Source organism: Bartonella sp. ML69XJBT, assembly GCF_028618515.1.
GTDB lineage: Bacteria > Pseudomonadota > Alphaproteobacteria > Rhizobiales > Rhizobiaceae > Bartonella.
The window spans coordinates 1-21,899 of sequence record NZ_JAQITB010000016.1 but is presented as its reverse complement, the minus strand read 5'-3'; the positions used below and the strand labels follow the sequence as shown (position 1 = coordinate 21,899).

The window sequence follows — 21,899 nt, the reverse complement described above, 5'->3', positions numbered from 1 at the left end:
CTCCGGTTTGCTCTCCTTCTTCCGAAATCAAAAAAATTGTTTAAAAATTATGCTCATGTTCGTTGGCATGGTAGTTGATAAGACTGCGGTAAAGGGCTTCATTTTCCTTATTGGGCTGTGATGGGCGGCTGTGAGAAGAAAAAATGGCAAGCCTTTCTTGATGTTCTTTTATCCGTTCAATCTCGCGGCGAAACCAGTTGCGCCATGTGGCTTGCCAATCCACTTTAAGCGCGTCTTTGCCGCTTTTGGCATGCCAATAATCGCGAAATTTCTTTTCTTGCCAGCGCGCTTGCTCTTCACTCAAACCTTCTACAATCGCCGCATCAATGTCTGCTTGCCAATCGCTGGGAAGACGGTGTCCTTTGGGGAGTGCTGTGCCGCTTTTGGCTTTGCTGCGTGTATTGGAGGTGTCGGTTGTGCAAATGACTGGTGCGCAGGAGATGGGGGGTGGGGGGACGTTGCTCGTGGTGGTGTGGTCCTCCTGCATGGATGTCAGGGGACTACGGTTTTTTGAGGAGGACCGCCTAGAGCTTTGTGTGTCTTCTGGTGGGGTAAGGCTTTGGCTGCTTGTATCGAGAATGGTCGTTTTGGGGGAGAATGCGGCGCTTGTTGTGGAGGCAGTGTGGGTTATGAGAGAGGTGGTGGGGCTCTCCTGTAAGAGTGGGGTGTCGCGGCTTGTTGGTGAATGGGGAGTGCTTTGCATGTCTGCTGGGAGGGGGAAATTCTCCGTTGCATCTTGCTGCTTGAGGGGGAGAGAAGTTTCGCTCGATATCGGAAAGGAATTGAGGCTGCTACATGCTTTCTCCTCTGCTCTCTCCTCTTTTGCTGTGATCAACAAAAATTTCTTTTCTGAAACACCGTAAGGTGTTTCCTTTTCTTCTCTGTTCTGAGCTTTTGAATTTTGTTCATCATCTCTTGCACAACCTTTCCGCAGATGTGCAAACTCAGCATTGATTTGCTTGCGTTTTTTTGCCGAACAGTGCCCCGCAAAGGATTTTTGTTCAAGCAATTTTTCGCGCTCTTGAAAAACAGTCTCACAACGCTTGTTCCATAAACCATTCGCTAAGTTTAAAATCTTTCCCTCTTCTATGAGCATTTCTAAAACATTCACAAAAGTTCGCTTGTCACAGCCGCAAAGACGCGCTAAACGTTCTACCGATAACTCTAGAGGGCGACCGCGGGCATACATTTCGTTAAGAAGAATTGTATAAATTCCAATTTCGTGGGCTCGCATGCCACGTACCCCCCCTAGAAAATCATTCTGATACCAACAAACATAAGGAAGTCTAGACGATTCATAATGAGGAGTTTCTTGGTGATGGGCATGTTTCATGCTTCAATCTCCTTGCTTCTTTTTTCATGTTTCTATTCTTAAATCAAACTGGAAATAGTGTGTTTATGCATCTATGGGATTTTTATCTGTTCGTTGGTATCCGATTAAAATGTTTATCTTTGAGTCGAAGGAGTACAGTTTTATTGCGGTTTGTCTCGTTTAATGACGCTGCTTTAGGAGTTCCTTGATGAAATCTAAAAAAAGGACCCGTGCGCCAAATCTCTTGCAACTTGACTGTTTGAGATTGCGGAGAGGGCAAACGATAAATAAGACAATATTTCTAAATAAATGGGCTTGCGGGGGCGCCTTTTTCTATCCTGTAGGGTGATAAAGTGCTCTTTCGACCCGAAAATGAATTTTATCTCCCCTAAAATAAAATTTTTTCCTTAATTTTATCCTTTTTGGAGGATAATGCAAGCTCGTTTTACAAAAAGGACGTGTTTTTTAAAAAGAACGCGCTATATGGTGAGACTATGAATATCAATGGTTGGCGGCAGAGATTAAGTGCTGTACTTGAAAAAAGTGGACGCTCAAAAAGATCAGTTTCCCTCGCAGCCGGTAAAGGGGCTGGATATCTCCATTCAATTCTCACTGAGGGAAAAGAACCAACAATCGAATCTCTCTCGCGAATTTGTCACGAAATTAATATCAGTATGAATTATATCCTCTATGGTCAGGGCGCAAGTTCTGAAGATAAAGAATTTATCGAGCTTATTTCAAAGCTTTCTTCCGAGGAGAGACAGGCAATTTTGACTCTTTTGCGTCGACCAAATGCCGGAGCATCAAAATAAGCTCTTTCCGTGTCTTTGAATCAAGACTGTGCCAGTATTGGATCAATTCTAAATCACTCATTTTTAGCTCTCCTGTCTGCTGATGTTGGGATTGGGTAAGAACAAATAGAGAACAATACAAGGATAACAGCAGGGACAACAGCTGGGACATCGGCTGGGAAAGAGTGAATAAGTGGTGTTTGCGTATGTCCTTTGAACCTCGTAAAGATGAAAATATATCTTTTATTAAGGATAAAATAGTTTGACATATCCCCTATAGAGGATATAAGAGTAACGCTATATTCAGCCTTGTCAAGACAAAGCTGGTCTTTATCAACTATCGAAAGGGGGGAAATTATGAAAAATGTGCCATTCGTTAAAGAGGATGAAATACTCATTATTCTCTGTGAAGATGAAAAGGGGGATACCTATGAAGGGCCATTCGAGCAAATCGAAGAAGTGCTCGAAATTCTGGAAGAATATGAAACTGTTCATAGAGTCTTGCGTCTCGATCTTACCAGACTTCAGGCCGAGGATATCAGTGAACAACTTGCCGATATCTATATTATAAATCATGAAATTGATGAACAAAATAGTCAAATTCAGCCTTTTATTCTTAATAGTGAGGCCTATCATACTTGTCTCAATGAAAATGTTGCGCGTGATTATGAAGATAATCTCTATGGTTCTTATGAAAAACAGCATCGCTTGCGTCCTTGTGATGTTTTGAACGATTACTGGTGGTAAGAAACCATGGCAAGTTATCTTAAAACTTTTTATCGGGGCTTTCCACTGTACTACGCTGGAAATACCCAAAATATCATCAGGCTTGAACCACAAAAACATAACGCTGTCCTTTTTATATCACGAAAGGCTGCTGCGTGTGTGGCAAAAAATTTGGCGGAAAAATATTGCCGAGATGATTTTTGCATCGTGCAACAGCATGATTGAGAGAGGGCGCCAATAAAGAGAAAGGACACAGCCTTTAAGCGTTTTTTCGATGGGAACATTCGTTTGAAACATCAAAATGCTGCAGGGCTGTGTCGTGGCTATGGGTTTGGTGTTTTATGGCTAAGCAGTAGGCGGTTTAAGGAGAGCGCAGCCTCTTGCGAGAAAGCTATCAGGGAGATTTTTCTATAGGTATTTTGGTGTGAGCGCTTTTGGCGATGCTGGGGAAAGAGATGTTTTTTATGGGGAGAGGAGGTTCCCTTGTGAACTATGGGGAGAAGGTCAAGTGCGTGTATAGGTGCTGAGGACTGCAAGGGTTGAGGGTTGGTGGGAGGAATGTAGAGGTGTTGGAGCACCAATATTTTAAGTCTGTAAACAATATCGTTTGTAAGTTTTTGCTGTGGGTGGTGAATGTGCGCGCGGCATTAGTTTTGTGTTGTGTGGTTGTTGGTGACAAGCAGGCTTGGTGTGATGTTTTGTGGGGGAGAATATGTGGGACATGGAGGGTGTGGTGGAGCATGGTGCGTGGAGGGTGTGGTGTTTGCAAATGTGAGGAGGGGACATGAAAAGCTGTGGGGGGTAAATGTGCTGATGGAGGCATTTTCCCAGTGTTTAGGGGGGAATGTTTACAGGGGAGTTTCATTGCGGGATGCGGGAGGATTTATTGAGGGGGGAGCAATAAAAAACGCTAGTTAGTTTTTATGGGGGCGGTGGATGCGTGAACAGCATTAGTTTTGTGTTGTGTGGTTGTTGGTGACAAGCAGGCTTGGTGTGATGTTTTGTGGGGGAGAATATGTGCGACATGGAGGGTGTGGTGGAGCATGGTGCGTGGAGGGTGTGGTGTTTGCAAATGTGAGGAGGGGACATGAAAAGCTGTGGGGGGTAAATGTGCTGATGGAGGCATTTTTCCCAGTGTTTAGGGGGAATGTTTACAGGGGAGTTTCATTGCGGGATGCGGGAGGATTTATTGAGGGGGGAGCAATAAAAAACGCTAGTTAGTTTTTGCTGTGGGTGGTGAATGTGCGCGCGGCATTAGTTTTGTGCTGTGTGGTTGTTGGTGACCAGGGAGGCTTGCTGTGATGTTTTGTGGGGGAGAATATGTGCGACATGGAGGGTGTGGTGGAGCATGGTGCGTGGAGGGTGTGGTGTTTGCAAATGTGAGGGGGCTTTATCAAAAAATTGCTCAAAGACAATGTTTGTAAAAAAAGGGACTTAGAAAAGGGGGAGAATACTATGCCAATTCTTATTGATTGTATTCAGGGAACAGAACAATGGCAGCAGGCACGCAATGGGTTGATCACAGCTTCTTTGTTTGAAATGGTGATGGCGCAAAAAAAACAGGGGCAAAAAACTTCACGTTATCACTCCGTTATGATGAAACTTGCGGGAGAAAGAATTACTGGAAAAACCGTCGAGGAGGGAACTACGCTCTCTATGCGACGCGGAACAGAATTAGAACCAAATGCTCGAAAACTTTATGCAACACTCACCCATACAGAGCCTGAATGTGTGGGATTTGTTCTCGCCGATGATCGTATGAAAGGCTTTTCTCCCGATGCATTTGTGGGAAAAAATGGATTGTTGGAAATTAAAACAAAAAAACCTGAAATCCTTATTCCTCATTACACTCAAAGGGGGTTTCCAGAAGAACATAAAGCACAGTGTCAGGGAGGATTATGGATTGCGCAACGGGAATGGGTGGATTTGATGCTCTATTGGCCGGATATGCCGCCTCTCATTAAGCGTGCTTATCGTGATGAAGTGTATATTCGCAAGCTGGAAAGTGAAATTCGCCGTTTTAATGAAGCTTTGGAGATGATGGTCCAGCACATTAAGTCTGTCGCAACAAGGGGTATTAGAATGGAAAATATTCTCACTGCATAACTGTAAGGTGGAATGGGAGATGCCGAAGGGGCGTAAGGGAAAAGCTGGGCTTGCGCGCGCGTAGGTGTAAAATGTGCAAAGGGAACTGGAGTTCCTTTGGGCTATGCTGAGGAAAGAGATGTTTTTTATGGGGAGAGGAGGTTCCCTTGTGAACCATGGGGAGAAGGTCCAGTGCGTGTATAGGCGCTGAGGACTGCAAGGGTTGAGGGTTGGTGGGAGGAATGTAGAGTGTTGGAGCACCAATATTTTAAGTCTGTGCAAGTTTTTGCTGTGGGTGGTGAATGTGCGCGCGGCATTAGTTTTGTGTTGTGGTTGTTGGTGACAAGTGGGCTTGATGTGATGTTTTGTGGGGGAGAATATGTGGGCGTATGGGAGAAGGGAATGGGAAATGTGGGATGGGGATTTACCAATATGAGCAAGGCTTGGGGAGGAGTATTTTGATGGAAAAGTTTTGCGAGCTATTGAGGGGAGAATGTCTGCTTGAGGGAACCCTATGGAGGATATGCTTGGTTGGGGAGATGTTTGGGGAAGTCTCGCTGTGGTGAATGAGCCGTGGGGCAGAAGGAGATCGGTTTAGCTTTGGCAATATGAAAAATTGCCTTAACAATAGAATCACCAGGTGTGGTGAGACTGCTAGAGTTCAAAAACTGCGCTGTTTATAACAGCGCTTTTTGGGGGTAGAGAGAAGAATATTGTGCATAATACTGTTTGTATGGTGCTGCGAGAGAGGATTGAACTCTCGACCTCTCCCTTACCAAGGGAGTGCTCTACCACTGAGCTACCGCAGCCCTTTGCAATCTTCGCGCTGTCTTGTGCCATATTGTCATAAAATAGGCAAGAGAACATTTGTATATTCTTGAAAGAAAACATTTCTTGTGTCATGACATATATTTCCTATACAAAAGTTATGAGTTACTTGGAGAGAAGCTCAACACTGTTTAAAAGGTTGTGCAATGGTACAAATGCATCAAAAACAACAAGAAATTAATCATAAAGATGAAAAAGAAAAAAAACGCCAAGAAAGATTAGCTCAACAATTGCGCCAAAACCTAAAACGCCGAAAAGAGCAAAGTCGAAAAAGAGCACAAACAGAGATATAAAAAATGCCTCTTGACGCGCCTTTGCAACCAAACCTCTCAATGTTTCGTTCTAATATTTGAGATGTCTGATAAGATCATCGGTTTCATTGTGAAATCACAATAAAATAACTTCTCAAGGGGGTAAAACCTTTGGAAGGGGAAACACAAAGGGAAAAAGGGAAAAAACTATGGACGCTATTCAAATTGTTGGCGGAAAAAAACTTAAAGGGACTATTCCTATCTCAGGGGCAAAAAATGCTGCATTGCCTTTGATGATTGCCTCTCTGCTTACTGAACAAACCCTCACTCTAGAGAATATTCCCCATCTGGCTGATGTCGAATTGCTTATTCGTATTCTGAATAATCATGGTGTTGGCTATGCTGTCGATGGACAAGATGCCAAAAGGGATTGTATCGATTCAAGAACGATCCATTTTACCGCTCAAAAAATAGCAACAACACGGGCTCCATACGAATTGGTGAAAAAAATGCGCGCAAGCTTTTGGGTGATCGGCCCTCTGCTGGCGCGATGCAAAGAAGCTTGTGTCTCTCTGCCTGGTGGATGTGCTATTGGGACAAGACCCGTCGATTTTATTCTCGAGGGACTCAAAACTTTAGGAGCCCATATTGCTATCGAAAATGGTTATGTCCATGCTAAAGCGCCAAGGAGATTACAAGGGGCTCACTACTGTTTTCCTAAGGTCACTGTCGGGGGAACGCATGTGATGCTTATGGCTGCAACAATGGCAAAGGGAAAAACAACCCTCGAGAATGCTGCTTGTGAACCAGAAGTCGCAAATCTTATTCGTACCCTCAACGCAATGGGTGCAAAAATACTCGGTGAGGGAACCCCAACACTCACTATCGAAGGTGTTAAAAAACTACACGGTGCAAGAGTACGTGTCATTGCTGATCGAATCGAAGCCGGAACATACGCTATGGCTGTGGCTATGACAGGGGGCGATGTGTTTCTTAAAAATGCCAACCCTAATCATCTCACCCAAGTGCTGGGTGTTCTCCAAAAAACTGGACTCGATATTCAAATAGAACCACAAGGAATTCACGTGAAACGAGACCCACGGCACACAAAAATAACCCCCGTTGATATCAAAACTGGTCCTTATCCTGCTTTTCCAACCGATCTCCAAGCTCAGTTCATGGCTCTCATGACAAGAGCTCAGGGAATGGCCCATATTACCGAAACAATTTTCGAAAATCGTTTTATGCATGTTCAGGAACTCAACCGTTTGGGCGCTCAGATAAAACTCAATGGGCAGATTGCAACCGTTTATGGAACAGAAAACCTGCAAGGCGCACCTGTTATGGCTACCGATTTGCGCGCTTCTGTCTCTCTTGTTATTGCTGCTTTGGCAGCAAAGGGAGAAACAATTGTCAACCGTGTCTACCATCTTGATCGCGGATTTGAGAGACTGGAAGAAAAATTAGCCCAATGTGGTGCTACCATTCAACGCATCACAGTTTAATACCCTGTAGGGGGGAGTCACGCTTTTGAATTGCTCTGTGCTCTTATAGAAGTGTCTCCTCTTTAAAGGGGATTTTGGGAGCGCTTTTTTGCAGCTCTTTAGAGATGGCAGGAATCATTTCAATGGTGGCTCATTTGGGGACGAAGTTTCTTGAGATGGAGGTGCTTGGGGAGCACAATAGGCTGATGGGGCATTTTCCGGCATTTATTCCTTTCCGCCTTCTTTCGGGTTGGCTTTAAAGAATATCCGCTGATTAGTTTTGCCTAGCAGTTCTTTGGGCAACTTCTTTGAGAGTGTTGGAGGACGTGGGGATTTTGATGTTTTCCTCTTAGAGGCTCTTTTGGGAAGGTTCTTGGTGGGTATTTGGAGAAGGTTTTGGAGGCTGCTCTTGGAGATGAAGCTGTTTTGAGACCAAAGTGCTTGGGAGTGAAGGTGTTTGGGGACGAAGTTTCTTGAGATGGAGGTGCTTGGGGAGCACAATAGGCTGATGGGGCATTTTCCGGCATTTATTCCTTTCTGCCTTCTTTTGGGTTGGCTTTAAAGAATATCCGCTGATTAGTTTTGCCTAGCAGTTCTTTGGGCAACTTCTTTGAGAGTGTTGGAGGACGTGGGGATTTTGATGTTTTCCTCTTAGAGGCTCTTTTGGGAAGGTTCTTGGTGGGTATTTGGAGAAGGTTTTGGAGGCTGCTCTTGGAGATGAAGCTGTTTTGAGACCAAAGTGCTTGGGAGTGAAGGTGTTTGGGGACGAAGTTTCTTGAGATGGAGGTGCTTGGGGAGCACAATAGGTTGATGGGGCATTTTCCGGCATTTATTCCTTTCTGCCTTCTTTCGGGTTGGCTTTAAAGAATATCCGCTGATTAGTTTTGCCTAGCAGCTCTTTGGGCAACTTCTTTGAGAGTGTTGGAGGACGTGGGGATTTTGATGTTTTCTTCTTAGAGGCTCTTTTGGGAAGGTTCTTGGTGGGTATTTGGAGAAGGTTTTGGAGGCTGCTCTTGGAGATGAAGCTGTTTTGAGACCAAAGTGCCTGGGAGTGAAGGTGCTTGGGGACGAAGTTTCTTGAGATGAAGTTGCTTGCGGGCGGGCGCTGATAGACTGATGGTGCATTTTCCGGCATTTATTCCTTTCTGCCTTCTTTCGGGTTGGCTTTAAAGAATATCCGCTGATTAGTTTTTCCTAGCAGCTTTCTCTAAGGTATTGGGGGGGGAGCTGTGGAGACTTTGAGTGGCTCCCTCTTGGAGAGGGGGGCTTTTTTGTGAGTCTTTGCGGGTGGCGCCTGAGGAAGCATTTCGATGATGGTTTGTTTTGGGAGTGGGGTTTTTGGGAGCGAAGTTGCTTGCGGGCGGGCGCGATAGACTGTTGGTGCATTTTCCGGCATTTATTCCTTTCTGCCTTCTTTCGGGTTGGCTTTAAAGAATATCCGCTGATTAGTTTTTCCTAGCAGCTTTCTCTAAGGTATTGGGGGGGGGAGCTGTGGAGACTTTGAGTGGCTCCCTCTTGGAGAGGGGGGCTTTTTTGTGAGTCTTTGCGGGTGGCGCCTGAGGAAGCATTTCGATGGTGGTTTATTTTAGGAGTGGGGTTTTTGGGAGCGAAGTTGCTTGCGGGCGCGCGCGATAGACTGTTGGGGCATTTTCCGCTGTGTGTTCCTTAATCTTTTGTCTGACAAGCTTTAAAGAATATTCGCTGGTCAATTTTGTTTAGCAGCTCTTTGGGCAACTTCTTTGAGAGTGTTGGAGGACGTGGGGATTTTGATGTTTTCCTCTTAGAGGCTCTTTTGGGAAGGTTCTTGGTGGGTATTTGGAGAAGGTTTTGGAGGCTGCTCTTGGAGATGAAGCTGTTTTGAGACCAAAGTGCCTGGGAGTGAAGGTGCTTGGGAGTGAAGGTGTTTGGGGACGAAGTTTCTTGAGATGGAGGTGCTTGGGGAGCACAATAGGCTGATGGGGCATTTTCCGGCATTTATTCCTTTCTGCCTTCTTTCGGGTTGGCTTTAAAGAATATCCGCTGATTAGTTTTTCCTAGCAGCTTTCTCTAAGGTATTGGGGGGGGGAGCTGTGGAGATTTTGAGTGACTCCCTCTTGGAGAAGGGGGCTTTTTTTGTGAGTCTTTGCGGGTGGCGCCTGAGGAAGCATTTCGATGATGGTTTGTTTTGGGAGTGGGGTTTTTGGGAGCGAAGTTGCTTGCGGGCGGGCGCGATAGACTGTTGGTGCATTTTCCGCTGTGTGTTCCTTATCTTCTGTCTGACAAGCTTTAAAGAATATCCGCTGATTAGTTTTGCCTAGCAGCTCTTTGGGCAACTTCTTTGAGAGTGTTGGAGGACGTGGGGATTTTGATGTTTTCCTCTTAGAGGCTCTTTTGGGAAGGTTCTTGGTGGGTATTTGGAGAAGGTTTTGGAGGCTGCTCTTGGAGATGAAGCTGTTTTGAGACCAAAGTGCCTGGGAGTGGAGGTGCTTGGGAGTGGAGGTTTCTTGAGATGGAGGTGCTTGGGAGTGGAGGTTTCTTGAGGGCTGAAAGCAAAGAAGCGTAAGAGCACATTGTGCAAAATCAGCAAACAGCATTACCAAAAAACTGGAATCTCAGGTTTTAAAAGAGGACCAATCCGTACTGCCGAAACCTTTTCTGCTAAACCTGTGTGGTCTGAAAGTTCAACTGCTAAACCGCAAAGAGTGGCAGGACCGCGCGCTGGTTCAAAACGATCTTGCTTTTGCTTATAAAGAAAGCGGTGTAAAGGCTCTTCCTTCTCCATTCCTATCGAGGAATTATAATCTCCGCACATTCCAGCATCCGATAAATAAGCACTGCCGCCTTCTAATATCTGAGCGTCAGCCGTGGGAACATGGGTATGCGTTCCTACAATAACGCTTACACGACCATCAAGAAAATGCCCAAAACATTGTTTTTCACTGGTGGTTTCGGCGTGAAAGTCAAAAATAATCGCATCTGCTTGGTCCATCAAAGAGCAAGCAAACAAAATCTTTTCAGCTGTTTCAAAGGGATCATGTACCTTGCATGGCATAAAAATACTCCCCAAAAGATTGGCAACAAGTACACGCGCTCCATTCTTGGCGGTAAAAATACCAGCGCCTCTTCCAGGAGTTTCCTCTATAAAATTAGCAGGACGCAAAAAACGATCGCTCTCATGTGCATAATGTAATGTTTCGTGGCATGAAAAAGCATGGTTGCCTGTGGTCACAACGTCAACTCCCGCCATGAGAAGGTCTTGATAAGTCTCTTGCCTAATACCAAAACCATCAGAGGCATTTTCACCATTCACCACAACAAAATCAAGCTGCCACTTCTCAATCAGTTGTGGAAGCTTTTCAAAAACAGCCTGACAGCCCGTTTTTCCGACAATGTCACCCAAAAATAAAAAACGCATAGGCGTTTTAATCACATTTTAGCCTTTTAATAAACCTTTTTCTGTAAAAATTCCCTCCACAACAAGGTCATGCTCTTCTGGGGGAATGGATTCAACTTCTTGACATGAAAAACCTAAACCTAACAGCCTAACTTGATGCCCTTGTTTTTTCAAGACTTCAACGGCACGATCATAATAGCCCCCTCCATAGCCAAGACGGTGACAGTGATTATCAAACGCAGAAAGGGGAACAAGAATAAGGTTTGGAACAATAACAGCATTTTCTCTTCCTGGACCCAAGGTGCCAAAGCGCATCGGCTCTAATATGGTATTTTGGGAATAAGCACGAAATTCCATCGTGGTGGAATCAAGCACTGCTGGTAATGATAAATAGCCACCACGTAATGTTATCGCATGAAGTAAAGGACGAGGATCAATTTCCGATTTGATTGGCCAATAGCCTGCCAAAATCAGGCGTGAAAAATCTTGCCCCTGTTCTTCAAGATGGCGAAGCACATGGGTGCAGGCTTGCTGCGAAAAAGCCGCGCGCGCTGGTGCGCAAAGCGCAGCGCGATTCGATAAACCAATTTTGCGGAGCTGTGCACGAATGAATGCTGAAGATTGTGAGGGATTGATGCTTTGTGTCATTCTTGTGTCAATCATTCTATAGAGGGCGTTCTATCTAGGGCAAAGGCAACAAAATAAAGTTCTCTCATCCCCCAAATGCCCCATGAGATTTTTAAAACATACCATAAAAACTTGCTTCTTGGGAAAAAGAGCAAGAACAATTCATTTTATGGATGCAAAAAGGTTATTTTATGGATGTAAAAAAGGTGATCCACAACAGCCGATGGAAAAAGTTGACCCCGGGAACCTAAAAAATAGGTGGGCGCCATATGAAAAAGCCCACGGGCTTTATCAGGGACAGCTCCCTTGGAGATCACTAAGGTCTCAGGAATACGTTATTTCCTGTCGAGAAGTGCAGAACACCCCCTTTACTATAAAACAGTTTGAGATCTTCTGCTAGATATAAAATGATTTCTATGCAATCTCTTTGGAAAGGGATGCGTTGGGTGTGAGGGACGTGGTGGATGCGCAGAATGTGTTGAGTGTGGTGAATGTTGGGGGGTGGATGCTTTGTCGTTTGCATGATGCCTGCCAAGTTTAGGCAATGAACTGTCAATGGTGCACTTTAAGGTCTGCAATATGTTGTCAAACAGGGGGGTGCAGTGATGCGGTGGGAGAAAGCCTATCGCTTGGAAGCCCCAATAGAAGAGCCGCACTTTCATGAATGGGGAGACGTTTTAAAGGGGTTGTGGTGTTTGTTCGTCTAAAAGCGTTTCAATGCGTTCTTGAAGTCTTTGCAGTCTCCTATTTGCCTGCTTTTTCTCCATGTTGAAGGCAAGCGGGGGCTGTGGTGGGCGTGGTCGCTGTGTTGTTTGTTGCGCATCATTGCGCGGTTGATTGTGGGGGGAAGTTTTGGGCGTGGTGCTTGAGTGTGGTGAATGCGCAGAATGTGTTGAGGGGGGTGGATGCTTTGTCGTTTGCATGATGCCTGCCAAGTTTAGGCAATGCACTGTCAATGGTGCACTTTAAGGTCTGCAATATGTTGTCAAACAGGGGGGTGCAGTGATGCGGTGGGAGAAAGGCTATCGCTTGGAAGCCCCAATAGAAGAGCCCCACTTTCATGAATGGGGAGACGTTTTAAAGGGGTTGTGGTGTTTGTTCGTCTAAAAGCGTTTCAATGCGTTCTTGAAGTCTTTGCAGTCTCCTATTTGCCTGCTTTTTCTCCATGTTGAAGGCAAGCGGGGGCTGTGGTGGGCGTGTTCGCTGTGTTGTTTGTTGTGCATCATTGCGCGGTTGATTGTGGGGGGAAGTTTTGGGCGTGGTGCTTGAGTGTGGTGGATGCGCAGAATGTGTTGAGTGTGGTGGATGTTGGGGGGTGGATGCTTTGTCGTTTGCATGATGCCTGACAAGTTTAGGCAATGCACTGTCAATGGTGCACTTTAAGTTCTGCAATATGTTGTCAAACAGGGGGGTGCAGTGATGCGGTGGGAAAAAGCCTATCGCTTGGAAGCCCCCAATAGAAGAGCCGCACTTTCATGAATGGGGAGACGTTTTAAAGGGGTTGTGGTGTTTGTTCGTCTAAAAGCGTTTCAATGCGTTCTTGAAGTCTTTGCATTTGTGGATAGTATTCGAGCGCTTTTTCGTAGGCTTTTATGGCAAGTTTGGGACGTTCTGTCGCTTCCATGGTCACTCCAAGTTCAAAAAATGCCATGTAATTGCGCGGTTCAAGGTCTAGTGCATGGTGCAGGTCAAGCATGGCTAGTTTGAAATCGCTTAGTTGAATATGAATCCATGCACGTCTTATCCAAGCTTCGGCATAGTTCGGTAAAAGCGCAAGCGCATTGTCAATGTAATCAAGAGCAAGACCGTAATCGTCGGCATTGATAGCATTTTCAGCCCATGACATTAAAAGATCAATCGTTTCACTTCCCGATTGAGACCATAAATGTTGAAGTTGTCTACTGAGCTTTTTCGCCTCACTCACATTTGCACAAAACTTCAACTCTTTGAGAAGACGTAAAACTTCCGCTTCTTTGCGCTGTTTTTCTCTCTCTGCGCTAGAGGGGAGATTTGTGTCAAATTCTTCAAGAAGAGTGGCTGACGAATCAGAATCAGGGGCTGTTGGTGTTGAAGGAGGAGAACCCGGTATGAGATCTTCCAGCGGTAAAAGCATTTGTGGAGAGGGGCCTTCGTCAGGAAGCGAAGGAGGATTTTGCCCATAGCTAACGGAAAGAAAATAAAAGTTGACGATAAAAATGAAAAAAAAACGTTGGGAAATACAAAAAAACCGCAAACCTAGAGCTTTTAAAAAGATCCAAAAAATCATCAAAACAAGCCCCCAAACGATACATTACCAAATAATGAATCTATAACATCAAACAATGGACTTGTAAGCCAAATTTTCAAGAGGAAAAAAGGTTTTATGCCCACAAAAAGCAGGCATAAAACCATTAACCTTGACGTGCTCTAAAACGTGGGTTCGTTTTATTGAGGATATAAACACGGCCTTTGCGACGCACCAAACGATTGTTACGGTGGCGCTCCCTTAATGCTTTAAGTGAATTTTTAATTTTCATCATACTCACCGTTTATAGTTATTTATGCAAAGCAATGTCATAATTCCAATATTACAACATCAATACTACAGTATACTACCTTATACTCCAATACTGAGGACTAACCAATATCCACCATATTGTGATTGTGCCATTGCATCACATGACACACTTTTTCACTATGATCACAAAAGAAAAACGCACCTTTAAAATAAAGGTACGCATTAACACATTTCATTCACACAACGAATAAGTGAAATTGCAAGAAATATGCAGCGCTTCTAACAAAAAATCTTTTTCTTGTCAAGGCGGGGGCATTTTTTATGCTCTGAAAGAGAAGAGCAAAACAGTGAGAAAAGTTTTAAAGCTTCTGATGTTTATTGCTATGAGGCGAGCATGCGAGTGTTTTGGGGTGCCTTTTGTTAAGATTTTGAGGCTGGTCTGGTTCATTGAATAATGTGTCCCATTTTGCGTGATGGTTGAACAGAGCTTTTACCATGCTTGAGGTTTTACGAGGGTGTTGTTGTGGCTTTTATTCCAAACTGTTGGGGAGTGTTGGGGGAGTGCTTGGATGTATGTTGGGTATGGGAAAGAGCTGTTAATCCACTCTTTATTGCAGATTATTGCAGAGCGTTGGCGCAGATGTGTGACTCAAGCGCAGAGCAGCTATGCCGCTAGCAGATGCGTTTTGAGGAGCTTTGCGAATGAAAAACTGTAAAATATTGCTCAAAGTTCAAAGATTTTCATCAGATGGTGCTCATTTATCAGTTGGTGTTCGAATTATTTATCGATATCCGATTGAATGAAAGGTTTAAAAGTTTTTCTCCCTCTTAAAATTTTTTGGGACAGCTTATAAAATCATTTTTATTGCCAATTTCACGAAATTACTTTATTGATCGATCTGTGTTTTGATCGTTTACGCAGCGGTCAAGAGGGGAGTTGAAAACCCAAGCACTCGATACATAAGATTAACCTACTTTGTGGGTATCCCGGGATTCCGGGAGTTTTTGCAATGTCCAGGTGCTTTCTAGCACTAAAAGCAAAAAGCTGATTCGAGTGTCAGTATTTTCAACCTCCCGGAATACCAATGCGAGGGCGCTCGCAGCCGGTGGGAGGAATGAACAAATTAAAAACGTGTGTTTTGAGCTATCTGTCCAGTGGTCATTTTTCATCTTATAAATCGATTTTGATACATCTTTAAGGTCATAACGTAAAAACTTGATTTATGAGATATGTTTTTTAACTCTTTGAAGAGTTTCAGAGCATGATTTTTAAGATATAAAAAATCTTTTCATCTTTATTGCCAATTTCCTGAAATTACTTTATTGATCGATCTGTGTTTTGATCGTTTACGCAGCGGTCAAGAGGGGAGTTGAAAACCCAAGCACTCGATACATAAGATTAACCTACTTTGTGGGTATCCCGGGATTCCGGGAGATTTTGCTATGTCCAAGTGTGTCTGCGCACTAAAAGCAAAATGCTGATTCGAGTGTCAGTGCTTTCAGGCTCCCGGAATACCAATGCGAGGGCGCTCGCAGCCGGTGGAGGGGAAAGCCAAGTGAAAAATCCACATATTAATGATATTTGTGTAGGCAAAAAAATCCGTTGCAGAAGAAGGATGATGGGGCTTTCGCAAAAAGCATTGGGGCGCCATTTGGGAGTCAGTTTCCAACAAATCCAAAAGTACGAAAAAGGGATTAATCGTGTGGGCGCTGGACGTTTGCAAGAAATTGCCAACATACTGGATGTTCCAATTCACTTTTTTTATATGGATATTGCAACAAAAGAAACGCTCTCACAGCAGAGTTATGCAGAAATCTTTAGCGAAAAAGAAACTTTGCTTGTAAAAAACTTTAGAGAGCTTAAGCCTAAAAAACAAAAAGCTCTTTTGTGGTTGATTTCTGATTAGAATAAATCACTTTTTAAGACATAAAAAAATCTTTTCATCTTTATTGCCAATTTCCTGAAATTACTTTACTAATGAGGAGATTTTGGTCGTTTACGCAGCGACCAATAGGGAAAACAAGCCCTAAGTTCAGTATATAAAAATTGATACCACTTTGCTGGTATCTCCCGGATTCCGGGAGCTTTTGCTATGTCCAGGTGCTTTCCAGCACTAAAAGCAAAAGGCTGACTGAACTCAGTACTTGTTACTCCCGGAATACCAATGCGAGGGCGCTCGCAACCGGTGGAGGGGGAAAGCCAAGTGAAAAATCCACATGTTAATGATATTTCTGTGGGCAAAAAGATCCGTTGCAGAAGAAGGATGATGGGGCTTTCGCAAAAAGCATTGGGGCACCATTTGGGAGTCAGTTTCCAACAAATCCAAAAGTACGAAAAAGGGATTAATCGTGTGGGCGCTGGACGTTTACAGGAGATTGCCAACATACTGGATGTTCCAATTCACTTTTTTTATATGGATATTGCAACAAAAGAAACGCTCTCACAGCAGAGTTATGCAGAAATCTTTAGCGAAAAAGAAACTTTGCTGTTGAAAAATTTTAGAGAGCTTAAGCCCAAAAAACAAAAAGCTCTTTTGTGGTTGATTTCTGATTAGAATAAATCACTTTCCTTTTCTATTATCGTTATGCGTTGCGGGTGAAAAACTGTAAAATAACAGCAAATCTCCAAGATTTTCATCAGACAGCATTGATTGCTTAGTAGGTTCTCGAATTCTTTTATCATTATCCGATGGGAGGAGAGGTTTAGAGGTTTCTCTCTCTTAAACTCTTTGGATGGCTCATCAAAATCATCATTTTGGGGATATAAAAATCTTTTTATTTTATATCCATTTCTTGAAATTATTTTACTTATCAGATCTTGGGGGCATTTGTGCAGTGGTCAAATTTCCTTTCAAAGAATTTAAAAATCATCCCGTACGGGTTTATTTTCTTGCCATGAAGGTAAAAAATGATAAAATCATCCCGAAAGGGATGATTATGGTTGACAGTAGAATGAAAAGATTAGGCTTTATTGTGAGAAACGCACGTAAAGGGCAAAAGTTAACACAAGAACAACTGGCTGCAACATCTGGAGTTGGGGTGCGATTTATACGTGATTTAGAAAAAGGTAAAGAATCTTGCCAAGTTGGAAAAACCATACATGTACTTGCAATGTTAGGTCTTGATGTGCAGATTGGAAATAAAAAATTATGACCCGTATACTTGATGTTTATTTGCATACAAAGCTCATCGGACAATTACATCAAAAAATAAGTGGAGAACTCATGTTTCTCTACGATAAAGATTATGTGCAACAAGATTTACAGAGTCTTTCTGTTGCTCTTCCTCTCCGTTTTAAAGCTTATAGGGGACAAGCGGTTACAGCTTTCTTTTCGGGTCTTTTGCCCGATGAAAATGTAAGACAGCGTTTGGCAAATTATTTAGGACTTTCAGAGCAAAATGCTTTTGCTTTGCTTAGAGCTGTTGGGGGAGATTGTGCTGGTGCTCTTTCTTTATATCCACAGGGACAAGTTCCATATTCACCAACCAATGATACAGAGACTCTGAATGATGATCAGTTAAAAGAAATTTTTGAGTGTATCAAATGTCGTCCGATGCTTGCTGGAAATGATGGCTACAGATTATCTCTTGCTGGAGCGCAAGATAAGCTGGCGGTTGGCTTTAAAGATAACCGTGTTCAGCTCATTAAGGGAGGCGCCCCTACGACGCACATTCTGAAACCCCTGATTGAGCATATTCATGATAGTGCGCATAACGAACTTTTTTGTATGAAATTAGCTAAACGTGTGGGTATTGATGTGCCCGAAATACATTTATATTTTGTGCATAAGACACCTTACTGTCTTATTCGTAGGTATGATCGTCACATAACCGCTGATGGAACGGTTTTGCGTATTCATCAAGAGGATTTTTGTCAAGCACTGAGTGTTGTTCCAGAGCTTAAATATGAACGTGAAGGAGGTCCCACTATTTCTGCGTGTCAAGCTATGATTGCTCGATATACGCTTCAGCCTGCTGTCGATCAAATTCATTTTCTCAATAGAATTATTTTTAATTTTTTAATCGGTAATGCTGATGCCCATGGTAAAAACTTTTCTCTTCTCTATAAACAAAAAAAACCAGAACTTGCTCCTGCATATGATTTATTAAGTACTGCTATTTATCCAAATTTATCTCAAAAAATGGCTATGAAAATAGGGGGAAAGTATATGCCTGAAAAGACATATTTACGTCATTTTTATAAAATGGTTGCTGATACAAAAGCAGCTCAATTATCTTTGGAAAAGCAAATAAAAAGAATGATTGGTGCAATAAATGATGAGGCAATAAAATTAAAAAAAGAACTGGAAAGGCAAAATTTGAATTCTGAAGTTTTTAGTGCAATTATTGATATTATTCAAAAACGTTCTCAACAGTTACAATTGTAATCTTTTCTCTTTCCACTTCGTGTTATGATCGACAATTCCCTTTATAGAAAATTGTTTGTTTTTTTAAGCTTGCTTTATCTGAAAAGAAGCTTCTCTCGTAGCTTTTCTTTCGCTTTGTCGATGTGAACGTGTTTAGATATTGAGATGCAATTCTCAAAAGAAGATGTTGTTTTGATACAACCTTAGGACCATAACGTAACAACTTGATTTATGAGATATGTTTTTTAACTCTTTGAAGAGTTTCAGAGCATGATTTTTGAGATATATTGACTTATCCGTTTGTCATAAAAGAAGAATTCTATGGCATGAAAGATAAAAAGTAATATTCTCAATGCACTGAAATTGACAATACAACTAATAGTAGTTACATTTAATGTAAAGAATAAAAGGAATGACTCCTATGAAAACTGTTCTTTCTCCACTCATTTCAGAGTTTGAAACCGTGGAACAGGAAACGAGCTATACGACGTGGTTGTGTGAAAAGGTAAAGAATAGCCTGGAAAATCCTTACCCTGTTATCTCACACGACGAAGTTATGGCTGAAATGGAAAATGTTATCGACCAAATCGAGGTAGAACAAAAGAAGTTTTAATGTTACCTATTGTTTGGTTGGCTTCTGCTCGCAATGATTTACGTCAAATTTTAACTTACATCGCCTATGAAAGACCATCTGCTGCACGGCGAATGAAAAGACTTTTAGAAGATTCTGTACTACCATTAGCTGAACATTCATACTTATACCGTCAAAGTGAAAGAGTCGTGGGATTACGAGAAATTATCGCACATCCAAACTATCTTATCTGTACAGAGTCACTGAAAAACAAATAGAGATTATCACTGTAGTACATGCTCGTCGTGAATTTCCTCTCTCTAGCTGATTGATTGAAAGGTTTAAAAGCTTTTCTCCTCCTCAATTTTTCTGGACAGCTCATAAAATCATTTTTATTGCCAATTTCCTGAAATTACTTTACTAATGAGGTGATTTTGGTCGTTTACGCAGCGGTCAAGAGGGATTCAAAAACCCGAAAGTTCAGTATATAAAAATTGATACCACTTTGCTGGTATCTCCCGGATTCCGGGAGTTTTTGCCATGTCCAGGTGCTTTCCAGCACTAAAAGCAAAAAAACTGACTAGAGTTCAGTATTTTGACTCCCGGAATACCAATGCGAGGGCGCTCGCAGCTGGTGGGAGGAATGAACAAATTAAAAACGTGTGTTTTGAGTTATCTGTCCAGTGGTCATTTTTCATCTTATAAATCGATTTTGATACATCTTTAAGGTCATAACGTAAAAACTTGATTTATGAGATATGTTTTTTAACTCTTTGAAGAGTTTCAGAGCATGATTTTTAAGATATAAAAAATCTTTTCATCTTTATTGCCAATTTCCTGAAATTACTTTACTAATGAGATGATTTTGGTCGTCTACGCAGCGACCAAGAGGGGTTAAAAGCCCTAAGTTCAGTATATAAATAACAATCTACGCCCCTTTGTGGGTGTCCCGGGATTCCGGGAGCTTTTGCTATGTCCAGGTGCTTTCCAGCACTAAAAGCAAAAGGCTGACTGAACTCAGTGCTTTTAACTCCCGGAATACCAATGCGAGGGCGCTCGCAACCGGTGGAGGGGAAAGCCAAGTGAAAAATCCACATATTAATGATATTTCTGTAGGCAAAAAAATCCGTTGCAGAAGAAGGATGATGGGGCTTTCGCAAAAAAGCATTGGGGCGCCATTTGGGAGTCAGTTTCCAACAAATCCAAAAGTACGAAAAAGGGATTAATCGTGTGGGCGCTGGACGTTTGCAGGAAATTGCCAACATACTGGATGTTCCAATTCACTTTTTTTATATGGATATTGCAACAAAAGAAACGCTCTCACAGCAGAGTTATGCAGAAATCTTTAGCGAAAAAGAAACTTTGCTTGTAAAAAACTTTAGAGAGCTTAAGCCTAAAAAACAAAAAGCTCTTTTGTGGTTGATTTCTGATTAGAATAAATCACTTTTTAAGACATAAAAAAATCTTTTCATCTTTATTGCCAATTTCCTGAAATTACTTTACTAATGAGATGATTTTGGTCGTTTACGCAGCGATCAATAGGGATTCAAAAACCCGAAAGTTCAGTGTATAAAAATTGATACCACTTTGCTGGTATCTCCCGGATTCCGGGAGTTTTTGCCATGTCCAGGTGCTTTCCAGCACTAAAAGCAAAAAAACTGACTGAACTCAGTATTTTGACTCCCGGAATACCAATGCGAGGGCGCTCGCAGCCGGTGGAGGGGAAAGCCAAGTGAAAAATCCACATATTAATGATATTTGTGTAGGCAAAAAAATCCGTTGCAGAAGAAGGATGATGGGGCTTTCGCAAAAAGCATTGGGGCGCCATTTGGGAGTCAGTTTCCAACAAATCCAAAAGTACGAAAAAGGGATTAATCGTGTGGGCGCTGGACGTTTACAGGAGATTGCCAACATACTGGATGTTCCAATTCACTTTTTTTATATGGATATTGCAACAAAAGAAACGCTCTCACAGCAGAGTTATGCAGAAATCTTTAGCGAAAAAGAAACTTTGCTGTTGAAAAATTTTAGAGAGCTTAAGCCCAAAAAACAAAAAGCTCTTTTGTGGTTGATTTCTGATTAGAATAAATCACTTTCCTTTTCTATTATCGTTATGCGTTGCGGGTGAAAAGCTTTAAAATAACAGCAAATCTCCAAGATTTTCATCAGACAGTATTGATTGCTTAGTAGGTTCTCGAATTCTTTTATCATTATCCGATGGGAGGAGAGAGTTATGGAATTTCGTATTCCAATGCTTCACTTTCCCATCAACACGACCAGATTTTGTGAGGCTGTTCTTTTCAAGAGATGCATGACATGTTGCCATCTGATTGTGCTATCAATTTCTTATTTCTCGCGTTTGGCGGCTCTTGTTGTAGGCTTTAAAAGAGCAGAGTTGCTATGTCTGCGTATGTGTGTTTGGGGAAGCTTGCGGATTTGCTGTTTTACAGATTTACGACCTTGCGGATTTATAGTTTTGAAATTTTGCGGGTGAGGCTCTTCTCAAATGATGTGATGGGGATGAAAGGGAATATGAAGTGTTGAGGTGCATTGCTACTTTTTACAGTTTTATGTAAATGTTGAAAAGCGTAAAAATATATATCTGTAAAACAGTAAAAGAATTTATAGATTATGCCGCTTTTGTAAGCGCTCAGAGTGCAGGGTTGATAAATCCGTAAGAGTGAGTTGTTGCGTGGGGGCTTTGCGGAGAAGATTTACGGATTTGTAGATTTATGAGGCATCAAATCATGTGTGGAAGAATGAAGAGGGAGTATGCGTGGGGTGTTTTTGCGTGGGGTGAAATTTGCTCTCTGATTGCAGGGCGTTGGCGGAGATGTATGCTCGTACAGAGTTGCTATGCCTGCGTATGTGCGTTTGGAGAAGTTTGCGGTTTTGCGAGAGGGCTCTTCTCAGATGATGTGATGGGGATAAGGGAATATGAAGTGTTGGGGTGCATTGCTGCTTTTTACGGTTTTATATAAATGTTG

26 protein-coding genes, 1 tRNA gene, 1 other RNA gene and 1 pseudogene are annotated in these 21,899 nt (G+C 42.5%); 20 read left to right on the top strand and 9 right to left on the bottom strand.

Annotated elements, in window-relative coordinates:
• Nucleotides 1-40: 40 nt before the first annotated feature.
• Nucleotides 41-1,333, bottom strand: coding sequence for a DUF1376 domain-containing protein (locus PVV68_RS06275; protein ID WP_273721685.1), 1,293 nt, complete (start codon nucleotides 1,331-1,333; stop codon nucleotides 41-43).
• 473 nt (nucleotides 1,334-1,806) lie between these two features.
• Here PVV68_RS06275 and PVV68_RS06270 point away from each other — a divergent pair, with 473 nt between their 5' ends.
• The 7 genes from PVV68_RS06270 to PVV68_RS06240 all read left to right on the top strand — a co-directional run bounded on the left by PVV68_RS06270 (nucleotide 1,807) and on the right by PVV68_RS06240 (nucleotide 5,376).
• Complete coding sequence (locus tag PVV68_RS06270; RefSeq protein ID WP_273721687.1) at nucleotides 1,807-2,124, top strand: XRE family transcriptional regulator; 318 nt, start codon at nucleotides 1,807-1,809, stop codon at nucleotides 2,122-2,124.
• Between the two features lie 336 nt (nucleotides 2,125-2,460).
• Nucleotides 2,461-2,850, top strand: coding sequence for a hypothetical protein (locus tag PVV68_RS06265; RefSeq protein ID WP_273721689.1), 390 nt, complete (start codon nucleotides 2,461-2,463; stop codon nucleotides 2,848-2,850).
• A gap of 6 nt (nucleotides 2,851-2,856) precedes the next feature.
• Nucleotides 2,857-3,054, top strand: coding sequence for a hypothetical protein (locus PVV68_RS06260; protein ID WP_273721690.1), 198 nt, complete (start codon nucleotides 2,857-2,859; stop codon nucleotides 3,052-3,054).
• 489 nt (nucleotides 3,055-3,543) lie between these two features.
• Nucleotides 3,544-3,747 carry a hypothetical protein gene (locus PVV68_RS06255; RefSeq protein ID WP_273782752.1) on the top strand — a complete coding sequence of 68 codons (204 nt, stop codon included), beginning with the start codon at nucleotides 3,544-3,546 and terminating at the stop codon, nucleotides 3,745-3,747.
• 99 nt (nucleotides 3,748-3,846) lie between these two features.
• Entirely contained in the window at nucleotides 3,847-4,050 is a 204-nt protein-coding gene (locus PVV68_RS06250; RefSeq protein ID WP_273782750.1) for a hypothetical protein, read from the top strand.
• Between the two features lie 234 nt (nucleotides 4,051-4,284).
• On the top strand, nucleotides 4,285-4,935 hold the full coding sequence (locus PVV68_RS06245; RefSeq protein ID WP_273721692.1) for a lambda exonuclease family protein: 651 nt from the start codon (nucleotides 4,285-4,287) through the stop codon (nucleotides 4,933-4,935).
• A 228-nt stretch (nucleotides 4,936-5,163) separates the two neighbouring features.
• A complete protein-coding gene (locus PVV68_RS06240) occupies nucleotides 5,164-5,376 on the top strand; it encodes a hypothetical protein (RefSeq protein WP_273721694.1) in 213 nt (70 codons plus the stop codon).
• Nucleotides 5,377-5,648: 272 nt separating this feature from the next.
• On the opposite strand, the gene PVV68_RS06235 is transcribed toward PVV68_RS06240, so the two are convergent.
• Nucleotides 5,649-5,723: transfer RNA gene (locus tag PVV68_RS06235), tRNA-Thr, on the bottom strand.
• Nucleotides 5,724-5,888: 165 nt separating this feature from the next.
• Between PVV68_RS06235 and PVV68_RS06230 the strand changes: the two genes are divergently transcribed.
• From PVV68_RS06230 to PVV68_RS06215, 4 genes are all read left to right on the top strand, one after another.
• Entirely contained in the window at nucleotides 5,889-6,035 is a 147-nt protein-coding gene (locus PVV68_RS06230; RefSeq protein WP_273721696.1) for a hypothetical protein, read from the top strand.
• 167 nt (nucleotides 6,036-6,202) lie between these two features.
• Nucleotides 6,203-7,498, top strand: coding sequence for a UDP-N-acetylglucosamine 1-carboxyvinyltransferase (murA, locus tag PVV68_RS06225; RefSeq protein ID WP_273721698.1), 1,296 nt, complete (start codon nucleotides 6,203-6,205; stop codon nucleotides 7,496-7,498).
• 104 nt (nucleotides 7,499-7,602) lie between these two features.
• Nucleotides 7,603-7,737 carry a hypothetical protein gene (locus PVV68_RS06220; RefSeq protein WP_273782749.1) on the top strand — a complete coding sequence of 45 codons (135 nt, stop codon included), beginning with the start codon at nucleotides 7,603-7,605 and terminating at the stop codon, nucleotides 7,735-7,737.
• A gap of 1,244 nt (nucleotides 7,738-8,981) precedes the next feature.
• Nucleotides 8,982-9,146 carry a hypothetical protein gene (locus tag PVV68_RS06215; RefSeq protein ID WP_273782748.1) on the top strand — a complete coding sequence of 55 codons (165 nt, stop codon included), beginning with the start codon at nucleotides 8,982-8,984 and terminating at the stop codon, nucleotides 9,144-9,146.
• 903 nt (nucleotides 9,147-10,049) lie between these two features.
• On the opposite strand, the gene PVV68_RS06210 is transcribed toward PVV68_RS06215, so the two are convergent.
• From PVV68_RS06210 to PVV68_RS06195, 4 genes are all read right to left on the bottom strand, one after another.
• Complete coding sequence (locus PVV68_RS06210; RefSeq protein ID WP_273721624.1) at nucleotides 10,050-10,871, bottom strand: TIGR00282 family metallophosphoesterase; 822 nt, start codon at nucleotides 10,869-10,871, stop codon at nucleotides 10,050-10,052.
• An 18-nt stretch (nucleotides 10,872-10,889) separates the two neighbouring features.
• Nucleotides 10,890-11,498 carry a 5-formyltetrahydrofolate cyclo-ligase gene (locus PVV68_RS06205; RefSeq protein ID WP_273782762.1) on the bottom strand — a complete coding sequence of 203 codons (609 nt, stop codon included), beginning with the start codon at nucleotides 11,496-11,498 and terminating at the stop codon, nucleotides 10,890-10,892.
• Between the two features lie 183 nt (nucleotides 11,499-11,681).
• A non-coding RNA gene (ssrS, locus tag PVV68_RS06200) (6S RNA) lies at nucleotides 11,682-11,841 on the bottom strand.
• A gap of 313 nt (nucleotides 11,842-12,154) precedes the next feature.
• On the bottom strand, nucleotides 12,155-12,400 hold the full coding sequence (locus tag PVV68_RS06195; RefSeq protein WP_273782747.1) for a hypothetical protein: 246 nt from the start codon (nucleotides 12,398-12,400) through the stop codon (nucleotides 12,155-12,157).
• Between the two features lie 267 nt (nucleotides 12,401-12,667).
• Here PVV68_RS06195 and PVV68_RS06190 point away from each other — a divergent pair, with 267 nt between their 5' ends.
• Nucleotides 12,668-12,823 (top strand): hypothetical protein, encoded by a 156-nt coding sequence (locus PVV68_RS06190; protein WP_273782746.1) that lies wholly within the window; start codon nucleotides 12,668-12,670, stop codon nucleotides 12,821-12,823.
• A 146-nt stretch (nucleotides 12,824-12,969) separates the two neighbouring features.
• On the opposite strand, the gene PVV68_RS06185 is transcribed toward PVV68_RS06190, so the two are convergent.
• Nucleotides 12,970-13,743, bottom strand: a complete 774-nt coding sequence (locus tag PVV68_RS06185) for a M48 family metallopeptidase (RefSeq protein ID WP_273721612.1) — start codon at nucleotides 13,741-13,743, stop codon at nucleotides 12,970-12,972.
• A 124-nt stretch (nucleotides 13,744-13,867) separates the two neighbouring features.
• Entirely contained in the window at nucleotides 13,868-13,993 is a 126-nt protein-coding gene (gene ykgO, locus PVV68_RS06180) for a type B 50S ribosomal protein L36 (protein WP_011181208.1), read from the bottom strand.
• A gap of 1,537 nt (nucleotides 13,994-15,530) precedes the next feature.
• Between ykgO and PVV68_RS06175 the strand changes: the two genes are divergently transcribed.
• The 8 genes and pseudogenes from PVV68_RS06175 (at nucleotide 15,531) to PVV68_RS06140 (ending at nucleotide 20,995) form a co-directional block, all read left to right on the top strand.
• A complete protein-coding gene (locus tag PVV68_RS06175; protein WP_273721611.1) occupies nucleotides 15,531-15,881 on the top strand; it encodes a helix-turn-helix transcriptional regulator in 351 nt (116 codons plus the stop codon).
• Nucleotides 15,882-16,139: 258 nt separating this feature from the next.
• Entirely contained in the window at nucleotides 16,140-16,529 is a 390-nt protein-coding gene (locus PVV68_RS06170) for a helix-turn-helix domain-containing protein (protein ID WP_273721609.1), read from the top strand.
• 382 nt (nucleotides 16,530-16,911) lie between these two features.
• A complete protein-coding gene (locus tag PVV68_RS06165; RefSeq protein ID WP_273721607.1) occupies nucleotides 16,912-17,127 on the top strand; it encodes a type II toxin-antitoxin system Y4mF family antitoxin in 216 nt (71 codons plus the stop codon).
• Nucleotides 17,124-18,362, top strand: coding sequence for a type II toxin-antitoxin system HipA family toxin (locus PVV68_RS06160; RefSeq protein WP_273721605.1), 1,239 nt, complete (start codon nucleotides 17,124-17,126; stop codon nucleotides 18,360-18,362). The genes PVV68_RS06165 and PVV68_RS06160 overlap by 4 nt, the downstream gene beginning before the upstream one ends.
• Nucleotides 18,363-18,762: 400 nt before the next feature.
• Nucleotides 18,763-18,954 (top strand): antitoxin, encoded by a 192-nt coding sequence (locus PVV68_RS06155; RefSeq protein WP_273721604.1) that lies wholly within the window; start codon nucleotides 18,763-18,765, stop codon nucleotides 18,952-18,954.
• Nucleotides 18,954-19,190: a type II toxin-antitoxin system RelE/ParE family toxin gene (locus PVV68_RS06150; RefSeq protein ID WP_273721602.1), complete on the top strand. Its 237-nt coding sequence runs from the start codon at nucleotides 18,954-18,956 to the stop codon at nucleotides 19,188-19,190. The genes PVV68_RS06155 and PVV68_RS06150 overlap by 1 nt, the downstream gene beginning before the upstream one ends.
• Before the next feature lie 804 nt (nucleotides 19,191-19,994).
• Nucleotides 19,995-20,346 (top strand): annotated as a pseudogene (locus PVV68_RS06145) (helix-turn-helix domain-containing protein).
• Nucleotides 20,347-20,644: 298 nt separating this feature from the next.
• The gene (locus PVV68_RS06140) at nucleotides 20,645-20,995 is read left to right on the top strand and encodes a helix-turn-helix transcriptional regulator (protein WP_273721601.1); all 351 of its coding nucleotides are present in this window, start codon (nucleotides 20,645-20,647) and stop codon (nucleotides 20,993-20,995) included.
• Nucleotides 20,996-21,046: 51 nt separating this feature from the next.
• Here PVV68_RS06140 and PVV68_RS06135 read toward each other — a convergent pair whose 3' ends face one another.
• On the bottom strand, nucleotides 21,047-21,238 hold the full coding sequence (locus PVV68_RS06135; RefSeq protein ID WP_273721599.1) for a hypothetical protein: 192 nt from the start codon (nucleotides 21,236-21,238) through the stop codon (nucleotides 21,047-21,049).
• Nucleotides 21,239-21,899: the final 661 nt, after the last annotated feature.